Annotated in this window: 11 protein-coding genes and 1 pseudogene; 7 read left to right on the top strand and 5 right to left on the bottom strand. The window is 62.7% G+C overall.

All coding sequences use genetic code 11. The features are described 5' to 3' along the window. Positions 1 to 29: 29 nt before the first annotated feature. The 4 genes and pseudogenes from LOC59_RS15805 to LOC59_RS15790 all read left to right on the top strand — a co-directional run. Entirely contained in the window at positions 30 to 209 is a 180-nt protein-coding gene (locus LOC59_RS15805; RefSeq protein ID WP_229973032.1) for a hypothetical protein, read from the top strand. 354 nt (positions 210 to 563) lie between these two features. Then, on the top strand, positions 564 to 15,815 hold the full coding sequence (locus LOC59_RS15800) for an SdrD B-like domain-containing protein (protein ID WP_229973030.1): 15,252 nt from the start codon (positions 564 to 566) through the stop codon (positions 15,813 to 15,815). Next, entirely contained in the window at positions 15,812 to 16,258 is a 447-nt protein-coding gene (locus tag LOC59_RS15795; protein WP_229973029.1) for a hypothetical protein, read from the top strand. The genes LOC59_RS15800 and LOC59_RS15795 overlap by 4 nt, the downstream gene beginning before the upstream one ends. Positions 16,259 to 16,426: 168 nt before the next feature. Continuing rightward, positions 16,427 to 16,504, top strand: a pseudogene (locus LOC59_RS15790) (IS3 family transposase); the annotation flags it as partial. An 83-nt stretch (positions 16,505 to 16,587) separates the two neighbouring features. Here the strand turns inward: LOC59_RS15790 and LOC59_RS15785 are convergent. Further along, on the bottom strand, positions 16,588 to 17,058 hold the full coding sequence (locus LOC59_RS15785; protein ID WP_227896211.1) for a hypothetical protein: 471 nt from the start codon (positions 17,056 to 17,058) through the stop codon (positions 16,588 to 16,590). Positions 17,059 to 17,062: 4 nt separating this feature from the next. Beyond that, a complete protein-coding gene (locus LOC59_RS15780) occupies positions 17,063 to 18,469 on the bottom strand; it encodes a phosphomannomutase/phosphoglucomutase (protein WP_227916867.1) in 1,407 nt (468 codons plus the stop codon). Positions 18,470 to 18,600: 131 nt separating this feature from the next. Between LOC59_RS15780 and LOC59_RS15775 the strand changes: the two genes are divergently transcribed. Next, positions 18,601 to 20,781, top strand: a complete 2,181-nt coding sequence (locus LOC59_RS15775) for a RecQ family ATP-dependent DNA helicase (protein ID WP_229973027.1) — start codon at positions 18,601 to 18,603, stop codon at positions 20,779 to 20,781. A gap of 21 nt (positions 20,782 to 20,802) precedes the next feature. On the opposite strand, the gene LOC59_RS15770 is transcribed toward LOC59_RS15775, so the two are convergent. Both LOC59_RS15770 and LOC59_RS15765 read right to left on the bottom strand, forming a co-directional pair. Next, positions 20,803 to 21,474 carry a FadR/GntR family transcriptional regulator gene (locus tag LOC59_RS15770; protein ID WP_227896208.1) on the bottom strand — a complete coding sequence of 224 codons (672 nt, stop codon included), beginning with the start codon at positions 21,472 to 21,474 and terminating at the stop codon, positions 20,803 to 20,805. Between the two features lie 29 nt (positions 21,475 to 21,503). Then, positions 21,504 to 22,328 (bottom strand): crotonase/enoyl-CoA hydratase family protein, encoded by an 825-nt coding sequence (locus tag LOC59_RS15765; RefSeq protein ID WP_229973025.1) that lies wholly within the window; start codon positions 22,326 to 22,328, stop codon positions 21,504 to 21,506. Positions 22,329 to 22,432: 104 nt separating this feature from the next. Here LOC59_RS15765 and LOC59_RS15760 point away from each other — a divergent pair, with 104 nt between their 5' ends. Both LOC59_RS15760 and LOC59_RS15755 read left to right on the top strand, forming a co-directional pair. Next, a complete protein-coding gene (locus tag LOC59_RS15760; RefSeq protein ID WP_229973023.1) occupies positions 22,433 to 23,074 on the top strand; it encodes a hypothetical protein in 642 nt (213 codons plus the stop codon). 50 nt (positions 23,075 to 23,124) lie between these two features. Continuing rightward, the gene (locus LOC59_RS15755; RefSeq protein ID WP_227916865.1) at positions 23,125 to 23,631 is read left to right on the top strand and encodes a GNAT family N-acetyltransferase; all 507 of its coding nucleotides are present in this window, start codon (positions 23,125 to 23,127) and stop codon (positions 23,629 to 23,631) included. Here LOC59_RS15755 and LOC59_RS15750 read toward each other — a convergent pair. Continuing rightward, positions 23,628 to 24,650 (bottom strand): aldo/keto reductase, encoded by a 1,023-nt coding sequence (locus LOC59_RS15750; protein WP_229973021.1) that lies wholly within the window; start codon positions 24,648 to 24,650, stop codon positions 23,628 to 23,630. The genes LOC59_RS15755 and LOC59_RS15750 overlap by 4 nt on opposite strands. Between the last annotated feature and the right edge of the window lie 206 nt (positions 24,651 to 24,856).

Raw genomic sequence — 24,856 nt, 5'->3', positions numbered from 1 at the left:
CCAGCACCGAGAAGCCGAGGGAGTCGCGGGTGCTTGAGCTCCTCATGCAGTACTGCATGGCGCAGCGGGCAGGGCTTCCGTGGGTGGATGGCATCGGTTATGCCGGGATCATGAACCCGCTTAAGAACGTCTCATATCTGCTGGATCTTGAACACGTTGAGCACGAGCTGCTGTTCATCCAGGAGCGTGTCCTGGGATACAAGCTCTAGGAGCCCGCCCGGAAGACAGAGCCTCGCAGCCGGCGTGGCTGCGGGTTCTTTGCTCTGGAGGTTCGCTACTCCGTCGCGGCGGAAGAACGCCCGGTTAGAGCCATGACGGTGATGCCGAGTGAAGCCACTGCTGTGGCGATGTTGGGGTTGATAGTTCGCCTATACGCCTCCGGCGGGTCATTGGTCTAATCGGCACCGCCAGTTTACGGTATGACCACACGTTTTTACTCATAAATCAGCACTTTTTCGCCTAAAGACGATAGATTTGAGTCATCAAGTTACTTGGGCGCATTTCGTCTTGCGCCGATTATGGGAAGGCCATTCGTGAAGCTCACACGGCTCCTGACTGGAATAATGGCGGGTTTGCTCGCCATAACCATTGCAGCGACAGACGTGGTCACCACAAGTGACCTGGCGGCTGCAAACACCGGGGAATCACCCTCGATAACCCTCAACGGTACGGTCGTAGAGGGCGCACCCGGTTACCTCACGTCGAAGTCGATCATCATGACGTCCGCGCAAGAAGCGCGTCTGAACTACCGACTCGTACCCAGTTACTCGACTGGTGCCACAAGCAAGGTAACCGTGACTCTGTTCATGCCCTCCCTGGAGCAGGACGGCAACGGTGGTTGGAAGATCGTGGATCGCGATGCAGCGCCCACGGCTATGGGTCTCCAGGGCCGCGTCAGCGCCGGCGGTGGCTGGGCCACTCCCAACGGCACTGTCTCCCAGGGCGGCAAGATCGTTCTTGAGTACATTGGTGATCTTGAAGCCGGTGTGAACCCTGCGTTTGACCTGTTCCTCAGCACCTACAACGACGGCACTGATGGTCCATTCGGCGGTGTCCCTGAGGGAACCGCGTTCGACGTGCACGGTTACGTAACCTACGAGCAGTACAACGGCGAAGGCGAGGGTTGGGAGACCCTTGGCCGCGACGACGTCGATTCCCACGTCCAGGTCATCGCTACGGACCTTCAGTGGGAGCCGCAGTTCACCGCGTTTACGGCGAACGGCGGATCGACCTCTGTGCCGATGTGGGATCGCTTCCAGTACTTCGACTACATCTACAAGCTGCAGAACACCTCTACGAACCCTGCCTCGAACATTGAGGCGTACTCGGTCAACTTCGACATCGACACGACCGACAACATCAACGGCATCATCCCCGCCGATATCAACCGCTGGTCGTACAACCCCGGTGGAGAACCCACCTTCAACGATGACGCTGACTACACCGAAGGTCAGTTCATTGGTGTCCCCGGTAAGGGCGGTGTGCTCATCTACGACATCACCGACATCTACAGCCCCACCTGGGACGGCGCGACCGGTCTCGGTGACCCGCTGCCCTACATCTACACCGGTGCCGGCATGATCACCCTCGACCGCCAGAACGGTGAGAACCGCCAGCAGGTCAAGCCGGGCACCGAGCGCATCTACATGGTTTCGCTTCCCATGAGCCGCCAGGGATTCCCCAACATCCCGACCAACTTCTACGTTGACGCGATCACCAACATCGTCCTGGGTGAGAGCACCAACTGGACCAAGACCAAGACCGCTGTGCGCGAGGTGCTGAACCCCTCCTATGGGTTCGACTTCACCCACAAGCCGGAGAAGGCTGAAGCCGTCTACGGGACGGACACCTACACCGAGCTTGCAGGCTTCAAGAACACCAGCAACGCACCGGTTTGGAACCCCTCGATCGAATACACCTCGGTCGAGAACTTTGACGTTAACGAGGTTGTGTACCTCTTTGACGAGGCAGATGCCGAGAGGTTTGAGAACGCTACGCTGCGCTACCAGTACAGCTACGAGAACGACCGGAAGGAACTGGTCAACATCACCCGTGAGCTCAAGGTCAACGCTGTCGTTGACCCGGAGAACCCGGGCAAGATGAAGGCCGTCTTTGACGTGTCTGAGCTGCAGGGCAAGAACTGGGACAAGAAGTTCTACTTCGAGGACTTCGCAGGCCGCATCAACCCCGGCCAGAGCGTCCCCTTCGCGATTCAGGTGCACGGCACAGCAATGGAGGTCAAGACGATGACCTTCCCCGCGGTGACCACCTACCTTGAGAAGTACGCGAACAACGAGGACTACACGCAGGAAACCACCTACGCGGAAGTTCCCCACACGGTCAAGCGTGACGCTTCGTTCCGTGTCATCCTCCCCACCGAGGTCATCCCGAGCACCGGCGTCACCATCAACGGCAACGGCAGCACCAACAGCACCTACCCGCACACGGTGGCGTGGGACAAGGAAGCCACCCTTGGCTTCAATTTCGGCACGAACAACAACGAGGCCGAGACTTCCGAGACCACCATTACGGTGAACACCACCACTCTGGAAGCCATCAAGGACGCCAAGCTCGTCATCAAGCCTGAACTCTTCTCGAGCGCAGAAGACGTGCGCATCAAGATCGTTACCCTGGACGGCACGGAGATTCCGGTCGACCTGGCGGGCAAGGATCTCACGCAGGCGATTGAGGTTGCCCTCCCCGAAGGTTTCGCCAAGATCGTCGTTGAGACGGGTGAATTCCACACCAACGGTGCACAGAACTTCATTGACGTGGTCGGCAAGGTGTCTGCAGGTCTGAAGACCTCGCACACCGTTTCCGTGAAGACGGAGACCTACCAGCCGGCACCGTTCAACAAGTCCAGCACTTCTACTTCGACCGGGCACATCCGCATCCAGCTTCCTGCTGACCTGAACCCGAGCACATCGATCGTCGGTATCTACGGTGACCGCCGCACGAACGACCCCACGTACATTCCGTACGAGGTTCCCGTGAGCGCTGAGTACCGTCTCAGCACCGGCGGTGTGAACGCACCTGAGTTCACCTACACGATCACCGAAGCAGAACCCTCAAAGATGCCCGCTGAGCCTACGGACTCCAGCGGCATCCTGATCGACAACAAGCTCAAGCTGAGCGAGGAGTTTCTGGCAGCCGGCACCGACATCGCCATCACGTTCGTGGACGATGAGGGCAACGAGCAGAAGTTCACCACTCCTGAGGTCGACTACAAGGACATCACGCTCGACAACATCGCGAAGATCGTGATCTCGGGCAAGAACCTGAACATCGGCGCAGCTATCCCCGTTGTGACGATCGACTATGACTCCGAGCTGGACATGGGTGCGAGCCAGCGCCTGCTGGCCAAATTCGAGGGCACCCCTCAGGACCCGTATGTCGCGAACAAGACGGTTTCCGCGACGCACCGCATCGAGGTTGCAGAGACCCGCACCACGGTTGAGATCGAAGGCGTGAATCAGGTCACCCAGTCCGCGGGTGCAGGCAGCACCTACGATCAGTGGGTCGACCGTCAGCGCTCGTGTGGCTACTACAGCTGCACGATGACCGACTACACACTGGATCAGGGTTACAAGACCCTGGGCGGTTTCGCTACCTCGATGTACCGTCCCGGTGGCGACAACAACAACAACGACCAAACGACGGTCATTGACGTGAACCTGCCCCACGAGCAGTTCGACACCTACTACGTCAAGATCCGCGAAGACCTGAAGCCCTACATCCAGGACGTGCAGATCTTCCGCATGGTCGATGGTGAGGAGCAGCTGTGGAAGACTGTTCCCGCTTCGGACTGGGTGGAGAACACCACTGAGGGCGCCAAGTACTGGCGCATCAACACTGCCCACCAGGGCGTGGATGGCGCTGCACTGTTCGAAACCAAGGCTTCGACTGACGAGGCGAACCACCCGTACTACAAGGCTCCCTTCGCGGACAACGTGGTTCCTGACCAGCCGGTCAGCCGTGTCTCTGTGTCGCTGAAGTTCGAGCGCAAGGACCTGGCTTCTGTGCCTGAGCTCTCGGGCACCACCAGCCGCGTGATCGAGTACATGGGCCGCTTCTTCGAGACCTCGGAAGAGGGCAAGAAGGCAACCACCGCCAAAGTGGAAGACACCATCGGCAAGAAGTACCCGATCAAGCGCGGCCACATCCCGACCCCGGTGTACTCGCTGGTGCACTACCCGTTCGCCCAGGCCGAGACCGGTGCGCAGGATGCAGTTTCGCTGCAGCGCAAGGTCGTCACGATGGGCACCGAGGGCAACTACCTCGCAAGCGTCTGGAACGTCGCGAACCAGTACTACGGCGGCTACCACTGGCCGCACGGCGCAGACATCAACGTCCCGGTCCACACCGAATCGGACGAGTGGATGATGAGCTACTACAACCAGGGTCTGGCCACGTTCCACGACAAGCTGGCGTACAAGTTCACCTACCCGGCGACCCCTGACAAGGACGCTGACTTCAACCTGGATCCGACGCACATCACGTTCGAGAACACCAGCACCCTGAAGTACCTCACGGGGCTGACGATCAACACCGCGGGTGACACCAAGGTGAACATCGAGCTGGACGAGCCGGAGCGTGCTGAGTTCATCGCACACGGTTCGTTCGTGGTGAAGTACAACGACAGCCTGCCTGTTGGTTTCCACAAGATCAGCGCAGGTTTGTATGAAGTGTCACTCGGAGAGGGCGTCTACCCGACCTCCTTTGAGGCGACGTTCGAAGAGATCGACGGCTTCGGTGACAACACCGCTGAGCTGCAGGGTGTCCAGAAGGACACGCTGGGCGCGAACCTGAACGAGATCGACGTGCGCGTCGGCGGTATCGTCAACGGCAACAAGGACCTGACCGGTAAGACCGAGCTGTTCCGTGAGCCCAACGACAGTGAGCGCAAGCTCGTGAGCACCAGTACCGGTGTTCTCGCCGGCTACACCCCGAAGCTCGGCGCAGCCATGGACCTCGAGTTCGACAAGCTCTCGCTGTATGACTACGGAACCGACGGCATCACCCCGAACACGTCGACCCTGTACGCAGGTATGACGAACAACTCGGAAGCTGACATCACCGCGTTCACCATGGATGTGAACCTGGACAGCGACTACCGTGCACAGGAGATCCGCATCCCCGCAGCCGTCTTCAAGGGCGGTGACTGGGAGGCCAAGAAGGTCACCATCAGCCAGCCCGGCGGCGACGTTGTTCTCGATCTCGGCGAGTTCAAGCTCGAAGGCACCGACTACGTCCTCGACGTGGACGCACTGTTCGACGCTGACATCCTGGAGGCAACCACGCTCAAGGTGGACGCCGGCGGGGAGTCCACGCTCGACGTTCGACGCATCACCAAGGTGAGTGTTGACTTCGCGGCCGCCAAGCCCGGTGTCCGCATGTGGGGCTCGCTCGCCCAGGAGCTTGAGACTGAGAAGGTTCTGCCCAAGCGCATGATCGATGGCGACTACATCACCATTACCGGTGACTGGGTTGACGAGGCGATCGACGGTTGGACGGGGGAGCGCAAGGAGTGGGACTCCAAGCCCGCAGGTCGCGGCGACGGCGAACGTGTCACCGCCGGGACGCACCGCACCGGTTCGTTCTCGGTTCACGGTACGGATTTCGTTACCCCGCAGGGCCTGTGGGCGAATGCTGCCAACAGCGGCAACGCCGGTAGCCACCCTGACCTCAGCAAGGGTTCGATCAGCAACGCCCCCACGGTGCACCACCGCACGGTGGATATGCAGTTCCGCGGCGCGCAGCTGAACGAGGACTTCACCCTGGCAAAGGGTGGTTTCCCCTACGACGCTGACACCAAGGAGCAGGTCGCAACCACGGACATGGTTGTACAGGACACCGCCAAGGTGCTCTACGAGATCCGTAACTCGGCTGCAGTCGATGCTGAGAACCGCAATGCGATGTTCGACCCGTCGGCACACTTCACCGCGCCCCAGGGTATGAAGATCACCGGTATCGAGGTTGTCACCAAGGACTCGGCACAGGGTTTGCATGACGCGATTGCCGCACTGGGTCGCACCAGCTACGACCTCAAGGACAGCAACTTCACCTTCCTGGACACCAACGACCAGGAGAAGTCTCGCTCTGTTCAGTTCAACCTGACTCTGCCCAAGCAGGAGTCGGTGTGGGTGTTTGTTGAGTACGAGGCGATCAACGACTACAGCGATGACCTCGCGGCAACGCAGAATAAGTCGGTCACCATCCGCGCCTACGCCACCCCGGGCATCCAGCACCACTTGGAGAACTTCAACCACTCCGCTGTCTCAGGCAACGGTGTGAGCGAGTCCTCCGGAAGCGAGGCTGACTACAACCAGGACGGTTTTGGCGAGGACAGCGCTGGTCTGGCTGCGACGTACACGTACGCGAACCCGACCACCATCGACATCGAAACGAACTTCGACGCGGAGAGCCTTTCGGGGACTCCGATGACGATCACCGTCGACAAGATGAGCAACCAGATCCGTCACCACAACACCCACATGGTTGTTGACGTGACCTTCGATACCCGTGCCCGCGGGTTCGAGCTCACCGAACTGCCGAAGCCGACCCACGCGGATGGCTTCCCCGCACCCAAGCTGACGGTTCTCGTCGGCGGCGAGTACGTGGAGTTCGATGCTGACAAGCACGAGCTGAGGGACATCAACAGCATCCGCGTTGACTACGGCATCGTGCCCGGTTACGTCGGCGACGGTGAAGACCGTAAGGACTTCACTGTTCCGTCGTTCGAGATCGTCGGCACCGGTTGGTGGCAGAACTACGGTGGCGAGTCGACCAAGAGCTCGACCATCACTTCGAGTGTGGAGATCGACCTGACGCACCACGACGGCGCTACTGACGGAAACCCCGCAGTGGCTCTGTACGAGGCTGCTGAGACTGACTCGGTCGTCATCTGGAAGGGTCTGCCCCAGGTTGAGTTCAACCTGCAGTCGTTCGACACGAAGCCGGAAGCCGGTACACCGTACGACAACACCAAGGTGGGTAAGGTCAACTATCTCGCCGGTGATGACGTGTTCCTGAAGCTGACCGCTCGTAACGAGAACACCCCCGCCTCGACCAACACCGGTCTCGGTAAGGCTCCCGTTAATGATCCGGTCATCTACGACAAGGTGCCCGAGTACATCGTCAACTCGCTCGACAAGTTCGTCACCGATGGTGAGCTCGACGTGGCTGCAGCTGTGGCTGCCGGCAAGCTCGTGATCAAGCATTACGACATCGACGGTAACGAGATCGCTGACTACGATCTTCCAAGCGTCACCGTGAAATCGATCTCGGGTAAGGATGTGGGCGGAAACCAGAAGTTCACCGACATTCCCCTTGCGGGTGGTGTCCAGGTGGACCGCTCTGGCAAGATCTCGGCAACCGAGCCCACCGACCAGGGTGCAAACCCCGCCGCTGACGTGAAGTTCCAGCTGTTCACCTACGAGTTCGCACGCGACCTCGGCCGCGGTGAGCGCATCGAGGTCATGTACGACGCGAAGATCCGCGAGGAGAAGCTGCCGTACGCGACCTACGAAGACGGACGTCCGGTGTTCGCACCGTTCCTCGGCTGGTACGGCAACGAAGACCCGATCTCACAGAGCGCCCATACGTACGACATGGACATGGCGGCCTTGCTGCACGACGCCGGCTTCAGCGGTACGCGCAGCTTCGAGCAGACTCCTGCTGAGTTCCTGGCACAGTCCAGCTCGTGGGTCTCGGGTGACTCTCGTGAGCGCCGTGTTCAGGACGGCCGGTCGGACACCCATGACACCTACTACGATGCATCGGCGAACAGCCAGGTCGCTGACCGGGTGTACCTGCGCGAGGAGTCTGGGAACAAGCTGTACGAAGGTATTGGCAGCGGTGAGCAGAGTGACATCTCTGCGTACCTGCAGCCGGCCCGGGTGAACGATGGTGTCGTCACGCACGACGAGCGCATCCTGTGGTCGCACGACAACCTGCAGCTGAAGCGTGCATGGCTCTACGGCGCCAGCGAACTGCTCCCCAAGGTGCAGCGCACGACCGCATCGGGTGTCTCAGACGCGAACTTCATCGAGCACGACGGGGACCTTCGGGCGCCGGTGAGCGTGACGGAGTACACCGCTGACAACTACAGCTACGCAGTTGAGCTGGACGAGATCGTCACCGCCCGTCTGCACGCAGCGAACCTGGGTGACCGTGCGATCGAAAGCGGCATCGAGTACACCGAGATCCTGCCGATCGGGTTCAACCCGTTCGATGAGGACGGCAGCCTCATCGGGATCACCGCATTCGACGGCTTCGGCAACACGATCGCCCATACCTACGATGTCCTGCAGACGCCCGAGGACGACAAGGGCTACCGTGCTCCGCGTCAGAACCAGGAAGCCGGCACCTTCAAGAAGCTCGACGCAGATGGCACCACCATCGAGAACGAGGTGCCCTACGTGCTCCGCATCAAGGTCGCAGGTGCGCTGAACGGCATGTTCAACGCCGCAGCCACGACCGAGAAGGCGAAGTACCAGTACGTCGATGTGAAGGTTCGCGTCGACGAGCAGGCCCTCGTCCTCAACGGCTCGCAGCGCTACTGGTTCGACCAGCTCACCGTCAGCACCATCGCGGCCGAAGAGTACCTGGCGCTGTACAGCAAGGAATACGGCGCTCTGCACAAGGACCCGAACGTTTACAACCCGAACACCTGGCCGAACGACGGCATCAAGCCCGGCATCGACCTGGCGGACCTCAGCTGGTATCACTGGGGCACCAGCGGGTATACGAGTTACTCTTCGTTCGAGCCTCACGGCATGTACATCCGTGGCCTGAATGCACAGGCGACCGCCACCGTGACCGACCAGAAGCCGGCGCTGGTGACGGGTGACCAGATGGTCATGCGTAAGCCGGCGCTGCGCGTGTGGAACGACATCTCGAAGGACAGCTACCTCACGGGATACCACTCGACGGTGCAGGACTTCACGACTGATCTCCACGAGAAGCTGACCATCCACGCAACCGTGGAGAACCAGCAGATCGAGACTCAGAAGGACTACCACGGCACTTCGGGCAACCGCCTCGACGAGCTGACTCATCAACCCCAGACCAAGGGCGGTGCCCGCGGTTCGTGGTTTGAGCCGACCGTGACCGTGTCGATGCCGTTCGGTATCGTCCCGATCCTCGAGGACGGCACCATTGCTCGCTACACGGGCAAGGTGGAGAACCAGCAGCATGTGGCGTTCACCGCTCACATCAGCGACGTGGCTTACAACAGCACGACGCCTGCGGTCGATGTGGCCGAGCACCTGAACCTGCGCGTCGAGCGCGTCAAGAGCGAGCAGGGCGAACGCTTCGTGCTGCACTTCACCGCGAAGGACACCCCCGAGGCTCAGCAGATCCTGCACACCATCAAGTACGGCCAGTCCCTGACTGTGTCGCCCCGCGCCACGGTGATCGACATGCCTCCTTACGGCACGGACGAGTCCCTTTCCGACGAGACGAAGTTCCAGGAGATTATGACCTTCGCCAACTCGGAGGCCGACATCTTCGAGCCGATCGTCTCGGGTATGTACAAGACCGGTTCGTACGTGCAGAACCCCAGCGCTGACGCCGGCCGTCTGGACAGCATCGGTACCAACGGTGTGAACCGCATCACCGAATCGCTGATCTCGGAGACGAAGACCTACAAGCGGGACACCGAGGTGCCCCTGCATGTCAGTGGTTCGTGGAAGGTTGCAGGCTCGACCCTGCTCCCCGAGACGGTTCAGGAGTCGGCAACCAACTACGGCGCCTACGGCGGAACGCGTATCGTGATGCGCTTCCCGTCCGTGGTGAACGAGACCAAGATCGGCCCCTACGCTGACGCAGCATCGAACGAGGTCACCCTGCTGGGTGCCGCTGCGAAGTTCTGGGTCTCGACCGAGGCGTACAACAAGCCGGACAGTGCAGGCAGCGACTACAGCCGGATGCTGAGCACCGGCACCGTGCACAACTCGCGCTTCATCTTCACCTCCTACGTGTCATCGTTCGCGGAGAAGACCGGGGATGTGCGCATCAAGGTCGGTAACACGATCATGGACCGCAAGGCGTTCGAAGCTGCCGGCTACACGGTGAAGGCAGTGACTGAGGACGAGCGCATCAAGGGTTGGTCTGAGCGCCAGGTGGTTCGCTGGATCGTGACGCCGCCGGCACCCGACGCCGATACGGCTGCGGGTCGCCTCGAGTCGGATCAGCGCTTCACGCTGCTGCAGGAGTACAGGCTGGTTGACGGCTTCCGTGATGACGAGGCCGAGGGCGGTAAGTGGACGGCTGAGGACTTCAAGGTCGACACCTACATCTCGCTCATCTCGGACGATCTGACCCTTCTGCCCGAGGGTGCAAGCAAGGACGACTTCGTCGTGCAGCCGCTTGCGCCCGTCCGTTACGCGAAGCTCGTGACCGAAACTCTCGTCACCGGCGACATGGACGGTAACGGCAAGGTGGGTAGCTTCCTGGCACAGAACGATGCTTCCTTCGAGGTTGCAAAGCCCAAGGGCGAGGTGCGCGTCAACACCACGCGTCCGCGTATGGAATACACCAACGGCTCCATCGGTGACCCGTACTTCAACTCGTCGGACACGATCGAGTACCTGGTGACCCACGCCAAGAACACCGGCTCGGGCCTGCGGGAGATGGCCATCGACAGCAACCTGCCGGCGCCGGAATCCAATGATCCGAACCACCCTGTGACGAAGTACTGGATCGACACTGCAGTGCTGTCTGTGTCCAGCGGTAAGTGGGAGATCCCCGCTGATGTCGTTGCCCACATCCAGAGCAACGGTAAGACCGTTGACCAGGTGTTCGAGTCCGAGGTGTTCGTCTCACACGTTGACCCTGCAACCGGTTACGCGACCGATGAGTGGGTCTCGCTCGGCAAGCAGAGCATCTACGAGAACAAGACCATCGCAGTGGACCCGGACCTCGTTCGCGACCTCCGTCAGGTTCGTGTAGTAGTTCGCTCGATCGACGCTGACTACCTGGTGCCCACCGGTACCCGCCTGGCAGTTGATGCCGACGCGGACAAGGCCGGCAACCAGGACGTGACGGAGACTGACCCCGAGAACAAGGGTGTCACCAGCTTCGGCGCCGGCGTCACCGACGCTGCGATCAAGATCAACATGCGTGCATCCTCGGATGAGAAGCAGACGATGTTCATCTACGACACCGTTGAGCTGTGGGGTAACTACGTCGCAGACGCAATGGCGAAACTGGATGATGACCAGAACCGCTCCTACCTCACGCCCGCTCGTCCGGTGGTGAACGTCTTCCACGACGCTCTCTACTACCGCTACGACGGAGCCAAGCCTGAAGATCAGCGCTGGGGATGGTCGGACAACATGGCCATCAACCCGTCGTCGTCTTCCCACCTGAAGTTCCGCGGTGAGGTCGTGAACGCCGACGACACCATGTGGAACGAGGAAGAGTCGATCACCTACGCCGAGGACATGCTCATCGACCCCAAGGTGACGTTTGAGCTGCCTCGCGTGATGACCGTTCGCGGTGAAGACGATTGGGTCTACGTGCCCGCCGACAAGGTGGACGAAACGAACCCGCTGAATGACGCTCACCGTTCCAAGGGCCCGCTGCAGAAGAACGCCACGGCAAACCGTGAGTCTGATGCATTCAAGTGGACCTGGAAGATCGTGGCCGCAGACGGCACCGTCAAGCAGTCCGAATCGAACCTTATTCACAAGCGTATCCACGCCGGTGACTGGGACGGCATGGACCGCAACGTCGTAACCATCTGGTTCGAGGGCCAGGTGCTGCCCGGTGACAAGATCGTGATCGACTTCATCGGCCTCATCGACACCTACACCCCGGGTGCAACGAGCGAGGACACCAAGTCGCGCGTCTACACGACCAACAACACCGGCCTCGTGCAGCCGCTCAACTCGGATTGGAATGCTTCGAACACGCTCGGTTACGAGACTGACCGCAACGACCTCGATGCCAACAACCTGCGGAACGACCGCCTGGTCTTCACCGACCGAACCCTCTTCGAGTACGAGGTGTACGACAACTTCGGCAAGCGGAAGGTCGCCTACTCTGACTTGAACCGCGCCGGAACCGCACATCCGCGGATCACGCCGGTTCGTGAAGGCGGGGACTTCAACTACACCCTGACGATCGACAACACGAAGGAGAAGGGCGAGACCCCGTACCCGTTCCCGATCATCTACGACGTGCTGCCTTACGACGGCGACCACGCTGTGATGAACGAGAGTGTGGCACGGAACTCGCACGGTTCATCGATCCTGAACCTGGACAGCTTCAAGCTGACCGCAGAGGGCGGTCTGAACAAGACCTACGGTGCACGTGATTACACGATGTACGTGGGTCCGTTCACCAGGCAGGGCGGCAAGGTCGTTGAGGCTGAGCTGCTGCCTGCAAGTGTGGTCAGCACCCAGGAGTTCTATGACTCCATGGGTGTGGGTGGAGCTGCCTCGGTCGAGCGTGACAAGCACTTTGTCTCGCTGGCTGACTTCAAGGCCGCTGTTGCTGCAGACCCGTCGCTGCTGGGTAAGGCCCAGTCGCTGCTGATGCTGTTCAACAACGCAGGCGAGACTCTGCCCGGTCAGAGCAAGCTCACCCTGTCGTACGGCATGAGCACTCCGCTGAACGCACCCGCGTTCCTGGAGACCTGGGACACCGCTGCCAAGCCTGATGACGTGGCTCAGTGGAACTCGTTCGCTGCGACCCAGCTCAAGGAGAACTTCAAGCCCCAGGAATCGAACAACGCCGGCACCTTCGTGACCGAGAAGGCCGACAAAGTCTCGATCGGTAACTACGTCTGGCACGACGCCAACTTCGACGCCGCGCAGAACGAGGGCGAGATCATCACCGATGTGAACGGCCGCGAACTGCTGAAGCCTGCCAAGGACATCGACTTTGACGGCGACATCGACGATGCGGGTATCAACCAGGTCAAGGTCACCCTCCTCAGCCCGAACGGTCGCCACGTCGACTACCTCGGTAACCCGATCAAGAAGGTCGGCAACCAGTGGCTCGTCGTTGACGATGCAACCGGTGAGGTCTTCGTTGACGAGATCGGCCAGAAGACGGAATCTGACGGCCCGGTGGTGACCACCACCCGTACCGACATCAACGGCTGGAACGGTTACTACGTGTTCTCCAACATCACCCCCGGTAACTACCGCGTGATGTTCGAGATGCCGAAGGCGTACGACGGCTACTCGGTGACCACACAGAAGATGATTTCCGGTGCGGACGTGACCACGTTCCTCCCGGGTGAGGCTGCCGACGTGCAGGTTGCACACGATGCTTCTGCACTGGTTGCAGTGACCGACGTGCGTAGGGTCACACGGGAGACTGCGGACGACACCCGTATGGGCTTCGACCTCGGTGTTGGCCGCCTGTTCAAGTTTGGCGGCACTGTGTGGAACGACATGAACCGTGACGGTGTGATGCAGTCCGGTGAGGCTCGCCTGGAGAAATTCAAGGTCATCCTGAAGCACGCTGATGGCACCGTAGTGCGTCATGCGAACGGCACCGAGATGACTACTATCTCGGACACCAATGGTCATTACACCTTCCCCGTCCTCGCACGCCCCGGCCAGTTCTACGTCGAGGTTGTTCACCCCGGTGGCACCTACGACAAGGAACTGCCTGTCACGCCGATTACGCACGCGGAGAACCCGTTCACCCGTGTTGATGACAATGACGTGACGCTCCGCGGCACCGGAGACGACGCCGCGGTTCGTACGAACTTGTTCGCCTTCGATCTGAAGAACGTCTACGAGACGGATTTCGCTGACCGCATGGCAGTGAACGCCGGTTTCTACGCCTACCGCAACACTGGTGTCATCGGAAACCTCGTGTGGGGCGACAAGAACCGCAACGGTATCCAGGAGACCGGCGAGCCCGGTCTCGAGGGCCAGGAGCTGAAGCTCGAGCAGTACGAGAACGTTGACGGCCAGTGGGTGAAGAATGACGGCTTCGTCATGACCACCACCTCGCAGGCTGACGGCCTCTACTACTTCCCCGAGGTTCCGGCCTTCGACGGTGACGCTGAGACGGGTACGGCGTACGCCTACCAGGTGAGCGTGGACGGTCTGCCGGCCGGTTACACGTTCGCTCCGTCGCGCGAGGGGGGTGACCGCGAGGTTGATTCCGACTTCTTCCTCAACGGCACCATGAACGCGAAGGGCGGTCTGGACAACCTGATCACCCTGGCTGTTCAGGACGGAAAGTTCCTGCGTGCAGTGGACAACGTGACCATCGACCTCGGTGTGATGGAGCACGCAACCGGTGTTATCGCCGGTGAAGTGTTCATCGACGGGAAGGCTGATGGACAGAAGGATGGCGACGGCCTGGCAGCAGAGCGCTTCACCGCGACTCTGCAGGTCAGCACCAACGGCGCCGACTGGACCGACGTTGCAGCTCAGACCGGTGTGAACAAGTACCGCTTTGAGGGTCTGCCGATCTACAACGACGCAGCCGGTGCTGCTAACCAGTACCGCGTGGTTGTGACCGAGGTCCCGCTGTGGCTCGCGATCACCAAGCACAACCAGGGTGCTGACGAAACCGACAGCGACTTCGTTGAGACCGGCCGTAATGGCACCTTCACTGCGGTATCGGATGTCTACACGCTGGCCGAGCCCGTCGAGGGTCAGTTCCTGCCCGTGGATACCCGTGAAGCACTGACGCACGATGATGTTGACCTGGGTCTCGTTGAGCCCGGGGTCGTCATCGGCGGCAAGATGTGGGACGACGCGAATGCCAATGGCCTGCGTGAGGAAGGCGAGAAAGTTCTCGCCGGCCAGACCGTGGTCCTGTGGGAGCTCGTGGATGGCGCGTGGGTCAAGGCCGGTGACTCGAAGGGCGTCACCGACGTGACCGACGAGAACGGCGACTACCGCTTCGTGGTTGAGCCAATGCACTTCGACGAGAGCCACCCTGAGTTCATGCAGGCACGCGAATACCGTGTGACCGCCGAACGCCTGGGCAACCAGCTGTGGTCGCCGCTGAACGTGGGCGGGGACAAGCTCATCGACAGCGACATGATCACGGAAGCTGCAGAGTTCGGTTTCCAGCTGACCGGCGTGACGAACGTTTTCTCGATCATCGATCACGAGAACGGGGTCTCGGTTCCGACCACGATGCGCGACGATGTTCAGATGGATATCGGTGTCACCACCTATCCAGACTCGGTCACCATCGGCGGCGTCGCGTGGGTGGATGCCAACGAGGACGGCACGTACAACGGCAACGAAGACCGCATGGCTGACCGCGAGGTCACCCTCTGGGAGAAGGTCGGCGGCAAGTGGGTTATCGCCGAGGACGTAAACGGCGACTCGGTCAAGGTCACCGATGAGCTCGGCTACTACGGGTTCGAGGTGAGCCCGACTCACTACGACGAGGATCACGCCGGCTTCATGAAGCCGCGCGAGTACCGCACCACGATGGTGATGCCTGACGGCTACCGCCTCAGCACCGCTGACAGCGTTACCACCCTGCAGTTCGACAACGAGGCGATGACCCTGGAGGCCTTCATCACGGAGGTCGCCGAGGACGGCAACATCGTGGTCACCTCGCTCACCGACGATCTGGATCTGGACTTCCCGTTCGTGCTGGTTCCGGTCGAGGGTGGACTGGCGCTCACCGACGATCTGGATCTGGACTTCCCGTTCGTGCTGGTTCCGGTCGAGGGTGGACTGGCGTTCACCGGGGCTAAGGGCTTCGGCCTGCTCCTCCTCGGCGCACTGGGTGCCGGTGTCCTGGGCATCCTGCTCCTGGCTGCAGCCCGTCGCCGCAAGAAGGAAGAGGAAGAGATGCAGGAGGAGCGAGTATGAAGACTGCGCACGAAGAAACCACGCCGGTAGCCGCCGCTGAGGCCGGGGGTGAAACCCCCTCGGCCCGGCGGGGCCGCCGGGCCCGCCGGTCTCATGCTTCCTCCCGCGTCTGGGTCCGCGGGTCCCTCATCGGGATGTTGGCCCTGGTCGTTGGTGGGGCGGTCTGGGCCGGCCTCGGCGCCGGGGACGGCACTCGCACCTACGAGATCGCGGGCGAGGACTACACCTCGAACGTGGAGATCAAGGAGGAAGCCGGAGGGGTCTACATGTACCTGCCGGTGAACACTGACATCGAAGAGGTCGAGGTGGTTACCGCCGACCCCGACACCACACAGCAGCTGCAGGAGCAGCTGCAAAGCCTCGATACATTCGTTCCAGGTGAGCACATCCTGGAACTCCCGGATACGTCCATCCATGTGATTATCGACGGTATCGAGCGGTAGCTTGAAAAGAAGAACCCCCGCCGGATAGTGAACTGCTCCCCGAAAGTTGGACTGAGAAATCAGTTCACTCTCGGGGAGCAGTTCTGCGCATGGCAGAAGTTCGTTATCGGAGGAACAGCGTGAGGTAGCGGTAGCCCGACTTGGCCCCCCCAACCCAGCTCAAACAGGTACAACAATGAACGCATCTCGACAAAGCTCAAGGGCCTGAGCCCGGTCCAATACCGTGCCCAGGCCCTCGCGGCTTAGGATCTTATTTGGCCAGTCCAGCTTTCGGGGGAGCAGTTCACACTCAGTGAGTGCGGGCCCGGTCCTCTTAAGTTCTGCCCTGTCTAGGACTCAGCGGGCGCTTCCTCGCCGGCAGCCCAGACGATCGGCTCTCCGGACTCCCAGATGGGATCGCTGAAGGTCCATACGCCGTCCTGCTCGGAGTAGGCCTGGATCGCGGAGATGCAGACTCCTTCGGAGTGCTCGGCTACCACGTGGATGGCGTCTGTTCCCTCGTCAGGCAGCGTGATGTCGGAGAAAACAGCGACGGCGCGGTTCTGGTCCTTCTGCTCCTCCAGGACGGTATAGAGGTCATCGATCATGGCCTCTGCATCCAGGTCTTCATCGCTCTCCTCGGGAGAGACGGCCACCATGCGGAGTTCGCCGTCGTTCTGCACCACCAGTGCGGCGGGCAGGAAGGCGCCCTGCGCTTCGAGCTGTTCCTGTGTGACACCGAGGGCGGTGCCCAGCAGGGAGTTCAGGTCATCCTGTACCTGGGCGGACGGTTCTCCGCCAGCCAGTTCTACGTCAGCCATGAGCTCATTTCCTAACTAGTTCAAGGACACGGTCGCGGACCTGTTCCATGGTGGAGAGGTCCTCTGCCTCGGCGTTGAGCCGGAGGAAGGGTTCTGTGTTGGACGCGCGGAGGTTGAACCACCACTGTCCGTCATCCGAGGTGAAAGTCAATCCGTCGAGGGAGTCAACGGTGACGCCCGGCCGCTCGAATTCGGCACGGACGCGGTCTACGGCCGCCTGCACGTCGTCGAGCTTGGAGTTGATCTCGCCGGAGGAGAAATACGGTTCGTACTCGCGGGCGAGGTCCGAGAGCGGAAGGTCCTGCTCGCCCAGGGCGGCCAGGACATGCATGGCCGCAAGCATGCCGGTGTCGGCGTTGTAGAAATCGCGGAAGTAGTAGTGCGCGGAGTGTTCCCCGCCGAAGACCGCGCCCTCGGAGGCCATGAGCGCCTTGATGAAGGAGTGGCCGACCCGGGTGCGGACGGCACGGCCGCCGGAAGCTTCGACCAGTTCGGGTACGGCACGGGAAGTGATCAGGTTGTGGATGATGACGGGGACCTCTTCACCGGCTGCCTGGGCTCGGGCAATTTCGCGCCGCGCCACCAGTGCGGTGATCGCCGAGGGGCTCACCGGTGCGCCCAGTTCGTCGATGACGAAGCAGCGGTCGGCATCGCCGTCGAAGGCCAGGCCCAGGTCTGCTCCGTGTTCGACGACGGCGGCCTGCAGGTCGCGCAGGTTCTCCGGTTCCAGCGGATTCGCCGGGTGGTTGGGGAACGAGCCGTCCAGTTCGAAATAGAGGGGGATGATGTCCAGGGGCAGCCCGGGCAGCAGGGAATCGCCCAGCACGGCGGGGGTGGTGAGCCCGGCCATGCCGTTGCCGGCATCGACTACTACCTTCAGCGGGCGGATGCCGCGCAGGTCCACGAGTTCGCGCAGATAGGCGGCGTAGTCGCCCAGCACATCGCGGACACTGATCAGCCCGGGCTTCTCCACGGACGGGATCACGCCGTCGTCCAGGTACCGTTCCGCAGCCTTCTGGATTTCCTTCAGCCCGGTCTCGGAGGAGATGGGGACTGCTCCGGCCTTGGCCATCTTGATGCCGTTGTACTGGGCCGGGTTGTGGCTGGCGGTGAAGGTGACACCGGCAGCGTTCAGGGAGCCGCAGGCGTAGTAGAGCTCGTCGGTGGAGATCAGGTCCACCACCAGGACGTATCCGCCGCGGGCAGTGGCCCCCGCAGCGAAGTCCTTGATGAATTCGGGGGAGGACTGGCGCATGTCGCCGCCGACCACGATGGTTTCGCCGGCGAGCTCAAGCACATCGACGAATGCGGCGCCGACGGCCTTCACGATCTGCGGAGTAATGGTCTCGCCCACGATGCCCCGGACGTCGTAGGCCTTGAAGGACTCGGAAAGATCGAATGCAGTAGTCACGCCTTGAAGTCTATAGGGGAGCGCGGGCGGGCCGGCCCAGCCGGGGCGTGCTGCCGCGCACAGGTGTTCTTTTCCACATCCGGTGCCGGGAACGCAGGGACATGTCGGTGGAGGCTGGAATAGTGGAAGGCATGGAACCCGTATCCGTGCCGCCCGTCCAGCCCGTACAGCTGTCAGCATCCTCCGAAGCCTTCGGCCCGGAGGATGCCCAGGCTCTCCGTACCGAAGCAACCGCCCTGCTGCGGGCGCTGGTGGGCCGGGAGGATGCGCAGTTCCACGAAGGCCAGTACGAAGCCATAGAGGCCCTTGTCCGCGGAGGGCGGAGGGCCCTGGTGGTCCAGCGGACCGGCTGGGGAAAGTCCGCCGTGTACTTCGTGGCAAGCCTGCTGCTCCGCTCCCGGGGCGCCGGTCCCACGCTGATTGTCTCGCCGCTGCTGGCGCTGATGCGGGACCAGGTTGCCGCTGCGGCACGCGCCGGTGTGCGGGCCGCGGCCATCAATTCGGCGAACCAGCTCGAATGGCAGGACATCTCCGCCCGGCTGGAAGCTGACGACGTCGACGTCCTCCTGGTCTCACCGGAGCGGCTGAACAATCCCGGCTTCCGGGAGAACCATCTTCCGGAACTTGTCCGCCGCTCGGGACTGCTCGTGATCGACGAGGCACACTGTATCTCCGACTGGGGGCACGACTTCCGGCCCGACTACCGCCGGATCCGCCACCTGATCGAACGGCTTCCGGCAAGCGTTCCCGTCCTGGCCACCACGGCCACCGCTAACTCCCGCGTGGTGAAGGACGTCGAAGAGCAACTGGCCGCCGGCGGGGAAGACGTCTTCACCATCCGCGGAGCCCTGGCCCGTGAATCCCTGCGGCTGGGGGTGCTGCGGCTGCCCAGCCCGCGCAGCCGGCTCGCCTGGCTGCTCACCCACATCGGTGAGCTGCCCGGGAGCGGGATCATCTATGCCCTGACGGTTTCTGCCGCGGAGGACACCGCACGCCTGCTGCAAAAGGCCGGGCACCGCGTCCTGGCCTACACCGGCCGGACCGATCCTGCGGACCGCGAGCAGGCCGAGGCTGCCCTGAAGAACAACGAGGTCAAGGCCCTGGTGGCGACAAGCGCGCTCGGTATGGGCTTCGACAAGCCGGACCTCGGATTCGTGGTCCACCTGGGGGCGCCGTCGTCGCCCGTGGCGTACTACCAGCAGGTGGGTCGTGCAGGCCGCGGGACCCCGAACGCCGACGTGCTGCTGCTGCCCGGAAGCGAGGACCGCGACATCTGGGAATACTTCGCCACGTCGTCCATGCCCGCGGAGGGCCCGGCTAACGCCGTGCTGCGGGAACTGGCCGACGGGTCCGTGCTTTCGACCGGGGCGCTGGAAACCCTGGTGAACCTGAAACGATCGCCGCTGGAACTGCTGCTGAAAGTCCTTGCCGTGGACGGTGCCGTGGAACGCGTTACCGGCGGGTGGCGCGGGACCGGGCAGCCCTGGACGTACGACCGTGAACGCTACGAGCGGATCGCTGCCGCCCGCGTCAAGGAACAGCAGGCCATGCTGGACTACGAGAACACCAGCGGCTGCCGGATGGAGTTCCTGTCCCGCCAGCTGGACGATCCCGCGGCGGCTCCCTGCGGGCGCTGCGACAACTGTGCCGGCCGCTGGTACCCGGACGACATCGCCTCCGAGGCGACGGACAGCGCCAGCCAGGAACTCAGCCGCGTGGGCGTGGACATTGACCCGCGGGGCATGTACCCCACCGGAATGGACCGGCTCGGCGTGCCGGTCAAGGGCAAGATCAAGCCCGACGCCGCCGTCTCCACCGGGCGGGCGCTGGCCCGCCTGACGGACCTGGGCTGGGGCGGACGGCTGCGGGAAATCTTTGCTCCTGGTGCGCCCGACGCTCCGGTTGACCCGGCGCTGCTGCAGGGCTGCGTGCAGGTCCTGGCCCAGTGGGGCTGGGACCAGCGTCCGGTAGCCATCGTGTCAGTCCCCAGCGGGTCCCGTCCGCAGCTGGTCGGTTCCCTGGCCCAGGGGCTCTCGGAACTGGGACGGATCCCTTACCTCGGTGCCCTGCAGCTGCCCCACGGCGGACCCTCCGGCGGTCCCGGAGGGAACAGTGCCTTCCGGTTGGCATCGGTCTGGGAGCAGTTCGCTGTGCCCGAGGGCGGTGCGGACTGGTTTGCCGCCAACCCGGGTCCGGTGCTGCTGGTCGATGATTTCTCCGACAGCCGCTGGACGCTCACTGAGGCCGGGCGCGTGCTGCGGCTGGCCGGGGCGGAATCCGTGCTGCCTTTTGTGCTGGCGCTGAAGGCATAGCGGTTCGTCGGGGGCAGGCGCTCAGGCGGCCTGCGAGAGGCGTAATTCAACCCCGCTGACGTGCACGGTCATCAGGGCGCGCGCCAAGTCCGGGTCGCCGGTGCTGATGGCCCGGGCTATGGCCGCGTGTTCGGCCAGCGTGGCCGCCACCGCCTTGTCCAGCGTCAACTCGTTCCAGATCCGGGAGCGCATCGTGCTCCCTGCCAGGCCGTCGAGGAGGCTCTGCAGGTACGAGTTGCCAGAAGCCTTGGCGATCCGCGCGTGGAAAGCCAAATCGTGGGCGACCAGTTCCTCCTCGGAGGAGTTCTCGCCGACGACTGCCACACAGTCCCGGAGATCCGCGGCGGCTTCCGGGCTGATGCGCCTGGCAGCCAGCGAAGCTGAACCCGGTTCAAGGATCCGGCGGACTTCCAGGAGCTGGGCCGCCGAATTCTCCTGGTGGAGGTCCACCACGAAGGACATGGTTTCCATGAGGATCGACGGTTCGAGGCTGGTCACGTAGGTCCCGTCCCCGCGCCTGACGTCCAGGACACGGATCAGCTCCAGCGCTTTCACTGCCTCTCGCAGGGAGCTGCGTGAGAGTCCGAGCCGCTCGCTGAGGTCCTTTTCCGGAGGAAGCCGGTCACCGGCCTTCAGCTCACCTGAGATGAGCATGTCCTTGATCTTGGTGATCGCTTCGTCCGTTACTGCCATGCACCCAGTCTAGTTTCCAGCCGGTGGACCTAGTCCCCGGTGAAGACTGCGGGACGGCGCTCGGCGAAGGCGCGGGTGGCTTCTGCGAAGTCCCGGCTGGGCAGGAACGCGGTATTCCAGACCTGCACGTAGTCCAGGCCCGTCTGGACAGCTTGCTCCGCACCCTGGTCCAGAACCCGCTTCACGCCCTGGACCACCAGTGGAGGATTCGCTGCGATCCGGCCCGCGAGCTCCCGCCCGCGGGCAACGACGTCGTCAGCCAGTTCCGTGACAAGGCCCAGTTCATGGGCGCGCTGGGCCGTGAAGTCTTCACCGGTCAGGGCGAGGTGCCGGGTGGCGCCGGCGCCGATGATCGCGGGCAGCCGCTGGAGGGAGCCGAGATCCGCCACGATTCCCACCCGCACCTCGCGGATGCTGAAGGTGGCACCGGGCGATGCAATCCGGATATCCGCGGCCGAGATCACGTCCACACCGCCGCCAATGCACCATCCCTCGACGGCGGCGATAACCGGTTTGCCGCAGCGGGCCACGGAGCTAACCGCGTCCTGCAGTTCCTGGATCTGCCGGCGGAAGCTGCTGCGCAGGCGAGCATCCGTTCCCCGGGATTCCAGCACCGGAGCGAAGACGGGCTGCATGGCAGGCAGGTCCAGTCCGTAGCTGAAGGTTCCGCCGGATCCGTAGAGCAGGATGGCGCAGACCTCATCGTCAGCGCCGAGGGCTTCGAACACCCGCGGCAGTTCGGTCCAGAAGTCCGGACCCATGGCATTTCCCTTGGACGGGCCGATGAGCCGGACCTCGGCAACCGGTCCTTTGAGCTCGACGTTCAGGGAAAGCAGGGCGGAATCGAATGTCATGGCATCCTTCGCGGGCTGGGCCGGACGAACCGGCGGGAGCTGGACCTGCGCGCCAATATACCGCGGGCGGAACAAGGCAGGCGGAGAAAAGCTAGGATCAAGGTATGGAGTTTGTGGTCATTGTCTTGTTCGTCGCCGCGATCGTGCTCGTGAACTTTTTGGTGGGCAGGGCCCAGCGCCGCCGTGCTGCACGTCCCGCCGAACCAAAACAGGCCGGACAGGCAACGCCGAAGGCCGGAACGTCCAAGGCCGCGACGTCCATCCCCGGCGGCCGTGCACCCGCGGGAACATCCTTTGAGACTGCCCGTGAGGCTGTCTCCCGGCTCGACGAAAAGGGCCATCAGCAGGTCTACGCGGCCATCGCGCAGGGCCAGCCCATCCGGGCTATTCAGCTCTATGCCCAGCTGACCGGCTCCGGCCTGCGGGCCGCCAGCACCGCCGTCGCGTCCATGGCCTCCCACCCGCTTCCGTACGTCAAGCCCAAAGCAGCCCCTGCGGCCCTTGAAGAGGCAGCAGCACCGGAAACAACCCTTTCCAATACGGCAACTGAGGAGAGCCCCGACCTAGCGGGTGCGGCTCCCGGACAGGCAAAGCCTGCTGCAGCCGGCAAGCCGGCCAAGGCTCCGGGCGACGGAAAGTCCGCGGATTCCGCAGATAAGGATGCCAAGGCAAAGGACGCGGAGGCACTGCCCGACGAAGCCGAGATCAGCAAATGGGCGCAGAACCTGCGCCCCGAAGACTTCTAGGCACGCACCCCGGCGTTACGTGCCGCCGCACGGCCCGTTAGTGTGGCAACATGCTCCCCGCTCCCACCGCCAGGCTGCGCTTTCGCGAAATGACGCCGGTTGACCTCGAACTCATGAGCGGCCTGTTGGGGGATCCCGAGGTGATGACCTACTACCCCGCTCCCAAAACCAGGGATGAAGCAGCCCGCTGGATCCAGTGGAACCAGGACAACTATGCCGCCTACGGGCATGGGCTGTGGATCGTGGAAACGCACGACGGCGAGTTCGTGGGGGATTGCGGCCTCACCTGGCAGAAGGTCAACGGGCACCCTGAGCTGGAGGTCGGCTATCACACGCGCACGTTCCTGCAGGGCCGCGGCTACGCCACCGAAGCAGCCACCGCCTGCAAGGACCTCGCCCGTGACGATCTTCAGGCAGAGACGCTGGTCGCCATCATCCATCCGCAGAACACCGCATCGCGGCGGGTCGCCGAGAAGCTCGGCATGCTGCCCATCGACGAAGACTACGGCGGAAACATCCCCGTCCGGACCGTCATGGGAATGTCGCTGCGCCGTTAGCTGACCCTGCGCGCGCGCTGGTTCACCCCGTCCGGCCCATAGGGGTAGTTGCCGACCACCGGGGCGCTGAGCGCGTCGAGCCGCTGTGTTTCGGCTTCGGAGAGCTCGACGCCGGTGGCCTGCAGGTTGCTCTCCAGCTGCTCCGGAGTTCGCGCGCCGAGGATCACCGACGTGACGCCGGGTCTCCCGGCCAGCCAGGCAAGCGCGATTTGGGCGGGTTCAGCGCCGTGCGCGGACGCCATCTGCGCCAGCGCATCCAGAATGTGCCAGGTCCGCGGGTTGCTGCTGCGCAGATCCCATTCCTGGAACTGACGCGTCGGGTTCTCGCCCACCCGGGTATTGCCCGCAGGGACGCTCTCCCTGCGGTATTTCCCGGTGAGCCAGCCGCCTGCCAGCGGTGACCAGGGCAGCAGCCCAAGTCCGGCGTCGAGCGCTGCGGGGATAATCTCCGACTCGATCTCCCGTTCCAGCAGATTGTACTGCGGCTGCAGGGTCACCGGCGGCTGCCAGTTGTGCAGCTTGGCCATCCACACCGCCTTGGTGAGCTGCCAGCCGGTGAAGTTGGAGAAGCCGTAGTAGCTGATGAGTCCGGAGGACACGGCGTCGTCCAGGAAGGCCAGGCTTTCCTCGAGCGGGGTCAGCGGATCCCAGGAATGCAGCTGGTAGAGGTCAATATGCTCCACGCCCAGCCGACGGAGCGAACCCTCGAGCGCGCGCCGCAGGTGGCGGCGCGAATTGCCCGCGTCGTTCAGGCCGTCTCCGGTGGGGAAGCGGCCCTTTGTTGCCAGGAGCATGGAGTTCCGGGCAGCCTGGTTGGAGTGCAGCCACTTGCCCACAATCTCTTCCGACGCACCGGCATTGTAGATATCCGCGGTGTCGATGAAGTTGCCGCCTGCGGAGAGGTAGTCCTCCATCATCCGGTGCGACGTCCGCTCGTCCGCCTCGTTGCCGAACGTCATGGTGCCCAGGGCAAAGTTGCTGACAACGGTTCCGCTGTTGCCCAGCAGGCGCATATCCATTGGGGTACCTCCCGGCCGGCGTCTGGTGTTGCGCTCCACCCTATGCCCCTGGCGTCAAATAGTTTCAACCACATAATCGGCGATGGAGAGGGACGACGTCGCAGACGGCGAGGGCGCGTTCCGCAGCAGGGTCGCCCAGCCGACCTGGTCCCCTGCGCATCCTTCCGCCGAGCGGCCATTTACGGCTCGTTTCGGGCCTGAAAAGA

Source organism: Arthrobacter sp. zg-Y916 (assembly GCF_020907385.1).
In the GTDB taxonomy this organism is placed as follows: domain Bacteria; phylum Actinomycetota; class Actinomycetes; order Actinomycetales; family Micrococcaceae; genus Arthrobacter_B; species Arthrobacter_B caoxuetaonis.
Note: the sequence above shows the minus strand (reverse complement) of the source record. Positions and strands in the feature narration are given on the sequence as shown.